This is a genomic window from Acidovorax sp. GW823-FHT01C06, from assembly GCF_058798375.1.
This window is the reverse complement of sequence record NZ_JBXAKN010000014.1, coordinates 14,239-26,400: the sequence shown is the minus strand read 5'-3', so window position 1 is coordinate 26,400 and position 12,162 is coordinate 14,239. Positions and strand designations below refer to the sequence as shown.

The 12,162-nt window shown below is 68.1% G+C and carries 10 protein-coding genes; 8 read left to right on the top strand and 2 right to left on the bottom strand.

Going from position 1 to position 12,162, the window contains the following annotated elements:
* Positions 1 to 38 precede the first annotated feature (38 nt).
* Both AC1RCS_RS22870 and AC1RCS_RS22865 read left to right on the top strand, forming a co-directional pair.
* Positions 39 to 1,205 (top strand): Gfo/Idh/MocA family protein, encoded by a 1,167-nt coding sequence (locus tag AC1RCS_RS22870; RefSeq protein WP_492246271.1) that lies wholly within the window; start codon positions 39 to 41, stop codon positions 1,203 to 1,205.
* Positions 1,206 to 1,258: 53 nt separating this feature from the next.
* On the top strand, positions 1,259 to 1,828 hold the full coding sequence (locus AC1RCS_RS22865) for a sugar O-acetyltransferase (protein ID WP_218294345.1): 570 nt from the start codon (positions 1,259 to 1,261) through the stop codon (positions 1,826 to 1,828).
* A gap of 39 nt (positions 1,829 to 1,867) precedes the next feature.
* On the opposite strand, the gene AC1RCS_RS22860 is transcribed toward AC1RCS_RS22865, so the two are convergent.
* Both AC1RCS_RS22860 and AC1RCS_RS22855 read right to left on the bottom strand, forming a co-directional pair.
* Positions 1,868 to 2,224, bottom strand: a complete 357-nt coding sequence (locus tag AC1RCS_RS22860) for a hypothetical protein (RefSeq protein ID WP_218294346.1) — start codon at positions 2,222 to 2,224, stop codon at positions 1,868 to 1,870.
* A gap of 269 nt (positions 2,225 to 2,493) precedes the next feature.
* The gene (locus tag AC1RCS_RS22855; RefSeq protein WP_492246272.1) at positions 2,494 to 3,963 is read right to left on the bottom strand and encodes an aminotransferase-like domain-containing protein; all 1,470 of its coding nucleotides are present in this window, start codon (positions 3,961 to 3,963) and stop codon (positions 2,494 to 2,496) included.
* A gap of 151 nt (positions 3,964 to 4,114) precedes the next feature.
* Between AC1RCS_RS22855 and AC1RCS_RS22850 the strand changes: the two genes are divergently transcribed.
* From AC1RCS_RS22850 to infB, 6 genes are all read left to right on the top strand, one after another.
* Positions 4,115 to 4,918, top strand: coding sequence for a c-type cytochrome (locus tag AC1RCS_RS22850; protein WP_492246273.1), 804 nt, complete (start codon positions 4,115 to 4,117; stop codon positions 4,916 to 4,918).
* Positions 4,919 to 4,932: 14 nt separating this feature from the next.
* On the top strand, positions 4,933 to 6,213 hold the full coding sequence (locus AC1RCS_RS22845) for a c-type cytochrome (protein ID WP_492246274.1): 1,281 nt from the start codon (positions 4,933 to 4,935) through the stop codon (positions 6,211 to 6,213).
* A 78-nt stretch (positions 6,214 to 6,291) separates the two neighbouring features.
* Positions 6,292 to 6,702 carry a thioredoxin family protein gene (locus AC1RCS_RS22840; protein WP_218338830.1) on the top strand — a complete coding sequence of 137 codons (411 nt, stop codon included), beginning with the start codon at positions 6,292 to 6,294 and terminating at the stop codon, positions 6,700 to 6,702.
* A gap of 407 nt (positions 6,703 to 7,109) precedes the next feature.
* Positions 7,110 to 7,703 (top strand): ribosome maturation factor RimP, encoded by a 594-nt coding sequence (rimP, locus tag AC1RCS_RS22835; RefSeq protein WP_218294351.1) that lies wholly within the window; start codon positions 7,110 to 7,112, stop codon positions 7,701 to 7,703.
* Positions 7,704 to 7,780: 77 nt separating this feature from the next.
* The gene (nusA, locus tag AC1RCS_RS22830; protein WP_218294352.1) at positions 7,781 to 9,265 is read left to right on the top strand and encodes a transcription termination factor NusA; all 1,485 of its coding nucleotides are present in this window, start codon (positions 7,781 to 7,783) and stop codon (positions 9,263 to 9,265) included.
* A gap of 24 nt (positions 9,266 to 9,289) precedes the next feature.
* Complete coding sequence (gene infB / locus AC1RCS_RS22825; protein WP_492246275.1) at positions 9,290 to 12,157, top strand: translation initiation factor IF-2; 2,868 nt, start codon at positions 9,290 to 9,292, stop codon at positions 12,155 to 12,157.
* The last annotated feature ends 5 nt before the right edge of the window (positions 12,158 to 12,162 follow it).

Below are 12,162 nucleotides of genomic sequence, written 5' to 3'. Positions count from 1 at the left end.
AAACCGACAACAACACACAGCGAGCAAAGGCTTTTTGTATGTCCAGTGAAAGAAAGCTCCGCTACGCCATGGTGGGCGGCGGCCACGGCGCCTTCATCGGCGCGGTGCACCGCAAGGCGATGGCGCTCGACGGCCAGTTTGAACTGGTGGCGGGCGCGCTGTCGTCATCGCCCGAGCGCGCCCGCGCATCCGGCGCCGAGCTGGGACTGGCGACCGAGCGGAACCACGGCACCTGGCAAGACCTGCTGGCCGACGAGCTGCGCCGCCCCGCGCAGGAGCGCATCGACCTGGTGAGCATCGTCACCCCCAACCATGTGCACCACCCGGTGGCCCTGGCCTTTGTGCAGGCGGGCTTTCATGTGGTGTGCGACAAGCCGCTGGTGCACACCAGCGCGCAGGCCGATGAGCTGGTGGCGGCGGTGAAGAAGGCTGGCACCGTGTTCGGCGTGACCTACAACTACACCGGCTACCCGATGGTGCGCGAGGCGCGCCATCTGGTGCAGAGCGGCGCCCTGGGCACGCTGCGCAAGGTCACCGTGGAATACAACCAGGGCTGGCTGGCCACGGCGGTGGAGCAGGGCGGCGGCAACAAGCAGGCCGACTGGCGGCTGGACCCCGCGCGCAGCGGCGCCGTGGGCACCATGGGCGACATCGGATCGCACGCCGAGAACCTGGCCGCCACCGTCACCGGCCAGCGGCCGGAGGCGCTGTGCGCCGACCTCACCACCTTCGGCGCCGGCCGCCGGCTGGACGACGATGCACAGCTGCTGCTGCGCTATGCGGGCGGCGCACGCGGCGTCATCGTCGCGTCGCAGGTGGCGGCGGGGCTGGAGAACGATGTGCGCCTGCAGGTGTCCGGCACGCTGGGCACGCTGGTGTGGCGGCAGGAGGACCCGAACCACCTGGTGCATTCGCCGGTGGACGGGCCGCGCCGCATCCTCACGCGCGGCTCGCCCTGGCTGAGCGAATCGGCGCTGCGCGCGGGGCGCATTCCGGCCGGGCACCCCGAGGCTTTCATCGAAGCGTTTGCCAACGTCTACCTGGGCGTGGCGGCCGACATCCGCGCCCGGGCGTCAGGCAGAACCGCCAGCGCGCTGGAGGCCGACTACCCGCGCGTGGAAGACGGGGCCGAGGGCGTGCGCTTCATCGAGAAGGTGGTGGAGTCTGCCGCGAGCGAGCGCAAGTGGACGGCGCTGGCTGGGTAGGCGGGCGGGCAGGCGGGCCGGTGGAGGGGGATGGCACAGGGCAGAATCACCCGATGACCTCCGAGAAAGACAAGATGATCTCCGGCGCGCCGTACATGGCCGCCGACCCGCAGCTGGTGGCCGACCGCCTGCGCGCCCGCCAGTTGTGCCACGCCATCCACCACGCGCCTGCGGCGGATGCTGCCGCGCTGCAAGCCCTGCAGGCGCAGCTGCTGCCGGGCCAGCCCGGCAGCGTGCAGATCACGCCACCGTTTCATTGCGACTACGGCTACAACATTTTTCTGGGTGAAGGCGTGTACTTCAACTTCAACTGCGTGGTGCTCGACGGCGCGCCGGTGCGCATCGGGGCCCGCACGCTGTGCGCGCCGGGCGTGCAGATCTACACCGCCTCGCACCCCTTGTCGCCCGAAGAGCGCGCGACCGGCGTCGAGCTGTGCCTGCCCGTGACCATCGGCGAGGACGTGTGGATTGGCGGCGGCGCCATCATCTGCCCCGGCGTGACGATTGGCGATGGTGCGGTGATCGGCGCGGGCAGCGTGGTCACCCGCGACGTGCCGGCGCGGGTGCTGGCGGCGGGCAACCCGTGCCGGGTAGTGCGGCCGCTCGACCCGCTGGTGGCCTGAGGCGACCCGGCGAACCCGTGCGGTCGCCCGCACGGCGACTTACTGGGCGTTGGCCAGCTGGAACCGCTGGTCGAAGTTCATCTTGCCCAGCACGCGCAGCGCGGCGGTGCGCGTGGCGGCATCGACCTTGCTGATGTCCAGGCTGTAGCGCCTGGCGGTGGACACCACGTCCACGCACTTGTGCCCCCATTGCACGGCCACCAGCAGGGTGGCGCGCTGGCCCGCCTCCACGCCGCCCACGGAGACGCCGCGCTGTTCGGGCCGCAGCATGAATTCCAGGTGGGGCGTGCGCGTGAGCGTGAGGCGGCTGGCTCCCACGGGGCCCAGCGCGAACGAGACGACCCAGTCGTCTTCATCTTCCACGGTCAGGAACGGGACATGCTGGGGTGCTGCCATGGTGGGCGTCGGGTGGGGTGGAAAAGGCCTCGCGGGGCCAGGCTGGTAGCGCTGCCCCGGCTGCGGACGGCCGCCAGTATGCCGTTGCAAGAGCTGTGCCGAGGGCGGGAGAACCCGAGGTTGGGCCTTTCCAACGGGGCGGCGGCCTGTCAGTTTGCTGCAAGCAAGGGCATGCGCCGCAAGGCGGGTGCCCTGGAGGCCAGGGAACCCCGGGGAAGGGGGGGTTGGGTAAAACTGGCCGAAAGCGCTTGATGTGTAAGCGCTGGAAGCTACTGTTTTGATAGCTTCTTGGGAGCGGACGCCTCTCGTGCCATCACCGAGGCCAGGGCGCCCACGGTGGCCAGGGCGGCTTCAAAGCGGCTTTGCGCGGGGTGCCCGTAGTTGATGCGCACACAGTTCGCAAAGCGCCGGTCCGCCGAAAAGATCTGTCCTGGTGCCAGGCTGATGCCCTGCTGCAGTGCCTGGCGGTGCAGTTGCAGGGCATCGATCTGCGGGGGCAGCTCCACCCACAGGAAGTACCCGCCCTCGGGCTGCGCGACCCGCGTACCCGGTGGGAAATGCCGGGCCACCGCCGCCAGCGCCGTCGCCTGCTGCTGCGCCAGGCTGCGGCGCAGCTGGCGCAGGTGCCGGTCGTAGCCGCCCTGGGCCAGGTACTCGGACAACGCCTGCTGCGACGGCGTGGCGGCCGAGAGCGTGGTCATGAGTTTGAGGCGCTGCACTGCCGTGGCAAAGCGGCCCGCCGCCACCCAGCCCACGCGGTAGCCGGGTGCCAGGCTTTTGCTGAACGAGCTGCAGTGCATCACCAGGCCTTCGCCGTCAAAGGCCTTGGCTGGGGGCGGGCGGTGGGGGGCGAAGTGCAGTTCGCCATACACGTCGTCCTCGATCAGCGGGATCTGGTGGCGCGCGAGCAGGGCCACGAGTTCGCGCTTCTTGTCCTCGGGCATCAGGCTGCCCAGCGGGTTCTGGAAGCTGGGCATCAGCCAGCAGGCCTTGACGGGCTGGTGCGGGGGCTGGCGCGCCAGGGCTTCGGCCAGCGCGGTCAGGTCGATGCCGTCGCGCGGGTGGGTGGCCACCTCCAGCGCCTGCAGGTTCAGCCGCTCCAGCGCCTGCAGCGCGGCGTAGAAGGTGGGCGATTCGACCACCACGACGTCGCCGGGGCGGGTGACGGCCTCCAGGCAGAGGTTGAGCGCCTCCATCGCGCCGTTGGTGATGATGATCTCCTGCGCGTCCACGGCCATGCCGTGCAGGCCGTAGCGCAGCGCGATCTGCTGGCGCAGGCGCTCGTCGCCGGGCGGCAGGCTTTGCACGATGCTCCAGGGGTCGAGCTTGCGCATGCCGCTGCCCAGGCAGCGCGCCAGGCGCTCCAGCGGAAACAGCTCCAGCCCCGGGAAGGCTGAGCCCAGGGGCACCAGGTCGCGGTCGCGCGCCAGGCCCAGCACCTCGAACACCAGGTCGCTGATGGCCACGCCGGTGGAGGTGTGCGCCGGCTGCGAGGGCAGGGGCTCGGCGGGCCGGGACTCGGCGGCCGGCAGCCGGGCGCTCACGTAGTAGCCCGAGCGCGGGCGCGCATGGATCAGGCCCTGGGCCTCCAGCAGGTAGTACGCCTCGAACACGGTGGACGGGCTGATGCCGCGCGTGCGGCTGGCCTCGCGCACCGAGGGCACGCGGTCGCCCGGGCGCAGCGCGCCGCTGTGGATGAGCTGGGCAATGGCGTCGGCGTGGCGTTCGTAGCGTTTCATGGAGGCTGGGGTTGATCCAGGGCAAACTGATCTGTATTTTTAACTAGAAACTGAATCTGTACTGTTTTTGGGGCGGGGCGTAGAGTGGCGGCATGTGCTGGTGTCCGTCGCGATGTGTGCGGGCCTGCCACTTCCCTACTGATAAAACCCCATGATCGATTGCCTGCGCAGCCTGCTGCGCCCTGTTTTCCGCCTGGCCGGCGCTTCTGCCGCGATGGCGCTGGCGTGGAGCGCTGGCGCCTGGGCCCAGCCCGTGCCTCGCCCTGCGGCGGCTGCGGCGGCCCTGTCCGCCACGGTGTCCGCCTCGTCGATGTCCTCGCGCGTGCTGGCCTGCACGGCCTGCCACGGCAAGGAAGGCCGCGCCACGCCCGACGGCTACTTTCCGCGCATCGCCGGCAAGCCGGCCGGCTACCTGGCCAACCAGCTGCTCAACTTCCGCGACGGGCGGCGCAGCTATCCGCAGATGACCTACCTCATCGAGCACCTGACGGACGACTACCTGCGTGAAATGGCCGATCACTTTGCCGCGCAGGACCTGCCGTACCCGCCGCCGCCCGCACCCCAGGCGCCGGCCGCCGCGCTGGAGCAGGGGCGCCAGCTGGTGCAGCAGGGCGATACCGCGCGCCGCATTCCGGCCTGCGTGTCGTGCCACGGCAGCGCCATGACGGGCGTGGCGCCGTCCATCCCGGGCCTGCTGGGCCTGCCGCGCGACTACCTCAACAGCCAGCTGGGCGCCTGGAAGACCGGCCAGCGCCGCGCGCATACGCCCGACTGCATGGCCGACATCGCCCGCCAGCTCACGCCCGACGACGTGAGCGCCGTGTCCGCCTGGCTGGCCGCCCAGCCTGTGGCCGGGGGTGGCAAGCCCGCGCGCACCCTGCCGGCCGCCATGCCCGCCCGCTGCGGCGGCGTGGCCGAGGTGCCCGTGGCGGCCGCTTCCGGCGCGGCGCGCTGAGAGGGATGTCATCCATGAAACGCATCCTCTGGACGATTTCCTCCGTGCTGGCCGCCCTGGGCATCACGGCCGCCGCGCTGGTCACCCTGAACCTGCGCGGCGAAGAGCCGCTGCCCGGCGCCGAGACGCTGCAGGGCACGCCCGCGCTGGTGGCGCGCGGCGAGTACCTGGCCCGTGTCGGCAACTGCATGGCCTGCCACACCACCCAGGGCGGCGCGCCGTTCGCGGGCGGGCGCGGCATCGAGACGCCGTTCGGCGTGGTGCACAGCTCCAACCTCACGCCCGACAAGGCGCAGGGCATCGGCAGCTGGACCTCGGCCGAGTTCTGGCGCGCCATGCACCATGGCCGCAGCAAGGACGGGCGCCTGCTGTACCCCGCCTTCCCGTACCCCAACTACACCCAGGTCACGCGCGAGGATTCCGATGCCATCTTTGCCTATCTGCAAAGCGTGCCCGCCGCCGCCGAAGCCAACCGGGCGCATGCGCTGCGTTTCCCGTACAACACGCAGGCGGCGCTGGGCGTGTGGCGCGCGCTGTTTTTCACCCCGGGCACACCCCGGCCCGAGCCCGCACAGACGGCCGAGTACAACCGGGGCGCCTACCTGGTCAACGGCCTAGGCCATTGCACCGCCTGCCACACGCCACGCAACGCGCTGGGCGCCACCACGGATGCCAAGGCCTTCACCGGCGGGCTGATTCCCGTGCAGAACTGGTATGCCCCCGCGCTCAACGCGGCGGCCGAGGCGGGCGTCAAGGAATGGCCCGCCGAGGACGTGGTGGCCTTGCTCCAAACCGGGGTGGCCCCGCACGGCTCGGTGCTGGGCCCCATGGCCGAGGTGGTGTTCCGCAGCACGCAGTACCTGACCGATGCCGACGCGCGCGCCATGGCGGTGTACCTGCAGGCCTTGCCGCAGCAGGGCGGCCCCGCGCCCGCAACGCCGCCCGCGCCGCCCTCCGCGGCCATGGCCCGGGGCGCGAAGGTGTATGAGCAGCAGTGCGCTCAATGCCATGGCGACGCGGGGCAGGGCGAGCCTGGGGCGTTCCCCGCGCTGGCCGGCAACCGCGCGGTCACGCTGGCCGATCCCACCAACCTGGTGCGCGTGGTGCTGCAGGGCGGCTACCTGCCCGCCACCGCCGGCAACCCGCGTCCGCACGGCATGCCCCCGTTCCAGCAGACCCTGTCGGACGAGGAAGTGGCGGCGGTCGCCACCTTCGTGCGCAACAGCTGGGGCAACCAGGCGCCCGGTGTGGGTACCATCGAGGTCTACCGCGCCCGCGAGCGGCGCGGCATGTAGACCCAGACCCGGCTCCGGGAGGGCCTCTGCGTACGGCCGCAGGGGTTCCCCGGCCGGAATGACCCAGGAGTTACGCTGATGGAAAGTCCGGCCGTGTTGCCCGATCCCGCCTCAGGGGCGCCCCCGCAGGCCGCCGCTGGCGGCTGGTGGGCTGTATGCCTGTGCGCGGGCTGGTGCGGCACCTGCCGCGACTACCGCCCCCTGTTCGACGAACTGGCCCGGGCGAACCCCGGGGTGCGGTTCGAATGGGTGGACATCGAGGACGAGTCCGAGATCGCGGGGGACCTGGATGTGGAGACTTTTCCCACACTGCTGATCGGCCGCGGCACCAGCGCGCTTTTTCTGGGGCCGCTGCTGCCGCAGGCGCCAGTGCTGGCCCGGTTGCTGGGCAGCCTGCAGGCGGGCGCGCGCAATGCCTCGGCGGCCGGGGGCGAGGCGCAGGGCGTGTTCGAGCGCGTGCGCGCGGCGCGCGGCGCCCAGGACGACTAGGACGACTAGGACGACGAGGACAAATCGGCTGGGCAGGCGGGGCGCAGCAGCGCACCTTTCTGCCGGAAACGCCGCTGGCCGCGCAGGCGCCGGATTTTTGTGCCGGCGGGGCCCCTGCCGGCGGGCTCAGAAGGCAGTTTGACCACAGTCCATCTTTGCAAATCAAGGCGTTACGCGCTACAATATGAATCTCACGACCAAACGGGCGGGTACCAACCGCCCGTTTTTTTTGGTCGAATGCTTTTGGAGCTCGAAGCTGTCGGGGAAGGTCTCCGGGGGTTATCGGGTTTTTTGTTTTGGACTTACGCAAACAAGGGCGCACAGGAAGTGCTCCCACCATGGGGTCGGCGACTCGCCGGATCCCGATTTGCGTCAGTCGTGTTGTTTTCCGGGATTGAACTGAACACGTGGCATTACAGCAAGTCGTTGAACAAATTGTGACGGGCCTGGGATATGACCTGGTGGAGATCGAACGCTCTGCCGGTGGTCTGCTGCGCATCACCATTGACTTGCCCTGGGTGCAGCCGCCCGCCGACGCGCCGGTCCCGGCGCTGGATCAGTTTGTCACCGTCGAAGACTGCGAAAAGGTCACGCGCCAGCTGCAATTTGCGCTGGAGGTCGATGGCGTCGAGTACAAGCGCCTGGAAGTGTCTTCCCCCGGTATCGACCGCCCCTTGCGCCACGAGCAGGACTTCGTGCGCTTCGAGGGCTCGGTCATCGACATCACCCTGAAGGCGCCCATCGGCGCCGCAGCGGCGGGGCAGGTCAATGCCACCCGCAAGAAATTTCGCGGCACGCTGGAGCGGGCCGAAGCTGGAGGCTGGCAGATCGTCTGGAGCGACGAGCCGCCGGTCAAGCCGGGCCAGAAGGTGAGCAAGAAACGCGTTCCGGCGCCGCTGCAGGCGCTGGGTTTTACCCTGGATGAGGTGCGGGACGTCCGTCTGGCGCCCATCGTGGATTTCAAGGGGCGTGGAGGCAAGGCCGGGCCGGCGTCCGCCTGAGTGGCTGAATGAATTGGGGTGGGTGGCCGCAGCGCGCGGACCCTGCCCTCGGGTGATTGAAACAGGAGAGTCGTCGCATGAATCGCGAATTGTTGATGTTGGTTGAGGCCATTTCGCGCGAAAAGAACGTTGAGCGTGATGTGGTCTTGGGCGCCGTGGAGTCGGCCTTGGCCCAGGCTACCAAGAAGCTGTACCAGGGCGAGGTGGACATTCGCGTGTCCGTCGATCGCGACAGCGGCAACTATGAGACTTTCCGCCGCTGGCTGGTCGTGCCCGATGACGCGGGCCTGCAGAATCCCGAAGCCGAAGAGCTGCTGATGGATGCGAAGGACCGCATTCCCGACATCGAAGTCGGCGAGTACATCGAAGAGGGTGTCGAGTCCGTGCCGATCGGCCGCATCGGCGCCATGGCCGCCAAGCAGGTCATCCTGCAGAAGATCCGTGACGCCGAGCGCGAAATGCTGCTCAACGACTTCATGTCGCGCGGCGAGCGCATCTTCACCGGCACCGTCAAGCGCATGGACAAGGGCGACATCATTGTCGAGTCCGGCCGTGTGGAAGGCCGCCTGCGCCGCAGCGAGATGATCCCCAAGGAAAACCTGCGCAGCGGCGACCGCGTGCGGGCCATGATCATGGAAGTGGACCTGACCCTGCGCGGCGCGCCCATCATCCTGTCGCGCTCGGCCCCCGAGTTCATGATCGAGCTCTTCCGCCAGGAAGTGCCCGAGATCGAGCAGGGCCTGCTGGAGATCAAGTCCTGCGCCCGCGACCCCGGCTCGCGTGCCAAGATCGCCGTGCTGTCGCACGACAAGCGCGTGGACCCCATCGGCACCTGCGTCGGCGTGCGCGGCACCCGTGTGAACGCGGTGACCAACGAACTCGCCGGCGAGCGCGTGGACATCGTGCTGTGGTCCGAAGACCCCGCCCAGTTCGTGATCGGCGCGCTGGCACCGGCCAACGTGTCCTCCATCGTCGTCGATGAGGAAAAGCACGCCATGGACGTCGTGGTGGACGAGGAAAACCTCGCCATCGCCATCGGCCGCGGCGGCCAGAACGTGCGCCTGGCGTCCGATCTGACCGGCTGGAAGATCAACATCATGGACGCCGCCGAAAGCGCGCAGAAGCAGGCCAACGAGACCGACACGGCCCGCAAGCTGTTCATGGAAAAGCTGGATGTGGACGAGGAAATCGCCGACATCCTGATCTCCGAAGGCTTCAACAGCCTCGAAGAAGTGGCCTATGTGCCGCTGCAGGAAATGCTGGAGATCGAAAGCTTCGACGAAGACACCGTCAACGAGCTGCGCGCCCGCGCCAAGGATGCGCTGCTCACGATGGAAATCGCCCGCGAGGAAAGCGTGGAAGAGGTCTCCCAGGACCTGCGCGACCTCGAAGGCCTCACCCCCGAGCTGATTGCCAAGTTGGCTGAAGGCGGTGTGCATACACGTGACGACCTGGCCGATCTGGCCATTGATGAACTGACCGACCTGACCGGACAGTCTGAAGAAGAAGCCAAAGCCTTGATCATGAAGGCGCGCGAACACTGGTTCGCGGGGCAAGAGTAAAGGTCAGGGAGGCACGAACCACATATGTCCAGTAATACTGTCGCCGAGTTTGCAACCGAACTCAAAAAATCGCCTGAAACCCTGCTCGACCAGCTCAAGGCTGCCGGCGTGGGCAAGGCTGCCCCCTCCGACGCGTTGACCGAGTCGGACAAGCAAAAGCTGCTTGCCTATCTGCAGGCCAGCCATGGCACGGCTTCGGCCGACCGCAAGAAGATCACGCTGGTGAAGAAGTCCACCAGCGAGATCAAGCAGGCCGATGCCACGGGCAAGGCCCGCACGATCCAGGTGGAAGTGCGCAAGAAGCGCACGTTCATCCAGCGCGATGAAGGTGCCGAGGCATCTGCCGAATCCCATGCGCCCGTGGCGGCGCAGGAGGCCGCTGTTTCCAGCGAGGATCTCGAGCTGTCCCGCCGCGAGGAAGAAGCGCGCCGTCAGGCCGAGCTGATCCGCCGCCAGGAGGCGGAGCTGGCCGAGAAGCGCGCTGAACGCGAAGCCCGTGAAAAGCGCGAACGCGAAGCCGAGGAGCGTGCTGCCGCCTACGCTGCGCAGGAAGCCGAAAAGAAGGCCCAGGCCTCTGCCGTCAAGCAGGAAGCGACCCGCGAGCAGGCCGCTGAAACCGCTGCGCGCAGCGCCGCCCAGGCCGAAGCGCGCGAAAAGGCTGCTGCCGAGTCCAAGGCCCGCTCCGACGAGGAAGCCGCGCGTGCGGCCGATCTGGATGCCCGCCGCCGCAAGGCCGAAGCCGAGGCCGCGGCCATTCGCTCCATGATGGCCACGCCCAAGAAGGCGGTCATGGTGGCCAAGAAGCCCGAGGAACCCAAGCCCGTGGCCAAGCCCGCCGCGGTGGGCGATGCCAAGAAGGGCACGCTGCACAAGCCGGCCGTGGGCACGGGTGTGGCGCGTGCGGGGGCTCCGGCCGCCGCCGGCGCAGGCGCGCCCGGCGCCGGCAAGGAAGTGAAGTCGGCCAAGCTGTCCTCCAGCTGGGCCAATGACACCGCCAAGAAGAAGGAAATCAAGACCCGCGGCGACAGCAGCGGCGGTGTCGGCCGCAACAACTGGCGTGGTGGCCCGCGTGGCCGCCGTGGTGACAACCGCGACCATCGCGACGACCACCAGCAGTCCGCACCGGTCGAGGCGCGCATCATTGAAGTGCATGTGCCCGAGACCATCACGGTGGCAGAACTGGCCCACAAGATGTCGATCAAGGCGTCCGAAGTGATCAAGGCGCTGATGAAGATGGGCCAGATGGTCACCATCAACCAGCCGCTGGACCAGGACACCGCCATGATCGTGGTGGAAGAGCTGGGCCACAAGGCGGTGGTGGCGGCGCTGGACGATCCGGAAGCCTTCACTGACGACGATTCGACGCAGCAGAACGCAGAGTTGTTGCCGCGCGCCCCGGTCGTGACCGTCATGGGCCACGTCGACCACGGCAAGACCTCGCTGCTGGACTACATCCGCCGCGCCAAGGTCGCTGCGGGCGAAGCCGGCGGCATCACGCAGCACATTGGTGCCTACCACGTGGAAACACCGCGCGGCATGGTGTCGTTCCTCGACACCCCGGGTCACGAGGCCTTCACGGCCATGCGTGCCCGCGGTGCCCAGGCCACGGACATCGTGATCCTGGTGGTGGCGGCCGATGACGGCGTCATGCCCCAGACCAAGGAAGCCATCAAGCACGCCAAGGCGGCTGGTGTTCCTATCGTGGTGGCCATCACCAAGGCCGACAAGCCCGATGCCAACCCAGACCGCGTCAAGCAGGAGCTGGTGGTCGAAGAGGTGGTGCCGGAAGAATACGGTGGCGATTCGCCGTTCGTGCCCGTGTCTTCCAAGACCGGCATGGGCATCGACACGCTGCTCGAGCAGGTGCTGCTGCAGGCCGAAGTGCTGGAACTCAAGGCACCGGTCGACTCGCTGGCCAAGGGCCTTGTGATCGAAGCGCAGCTCGACAAGGGCCGCGGCCCCGTGGCGACCGTGCTGGTGCAGTCTGGTACCCTCAAGGTGGGCGACATCGTGCTGGCAGGCCAGACCTATGGCCGCGTGCGCGCCATGCTGGACGAAAACGGCAAGGTGGCCAAGACGGCGGGTCCGTCGATCCCGGTGGAAATCCAGGGCCTGACGGAAGTGCCGCAGGCCGGCGACGAATTCATGGTGCTCACGGACGAACGCCGTGCCCGCGAAATCGCCACCTACCGTGCCGGCAAGTTCCGCAACACCAAGCTGGCCAAGCAGCAGGCTGCGAAGCTGGAGAACATGTTCGCCGACATGACGGCAGGCGAAGTGAAGATGCTGCCCATCATCGTCAAGGCCGATGTGCAGGGTTCGCAGGAAGCGCTGGCGCAGTCGCTGCTCAAGCTGTCGACCGACGAAGTCAAGGTGCAACTGGTGTACGCCGCAGTGGGCGCCATCAGCGAGTCGGACATCAACCTGGCGATCGCCTCCAAGGCCATCGTGATCGGCTTCAACGTGCGGGCCGATGCCGGTGCGCGCAAGCTGGCCGAGGGCAATGGCGTCGATCTGCACTACTACAGCATCATTTACGACGCTGTGGACGAGCTGCGCGTGGCCATGTCCGGCATGCTGGCCCCCGAGCAGCGCGAGGAGATCATCGGCACGGCCGAGATCCGCACGGTGTTCGTGGCCACCAAGATCGGCACGATTGCCGGTTCGTACATCACCTCGGGCATGGTCCATCGCAACGCACGCTTCCGCCTGCTGCGCGACAACGTGGTGGTCTACACGGGCGAAGTCGATTCGATCAAGCGCCTCAAGGACGATGTCAAGGATGTCAAGGAAGGCTTCGAGTGCGGTATCAAGCTCAAGAACTACAACGACATCAAGGAAGGCGATCAACTCGAATTCTTTGACATCAAGGAAATCGCGCGGACGCTGTAAGGCAT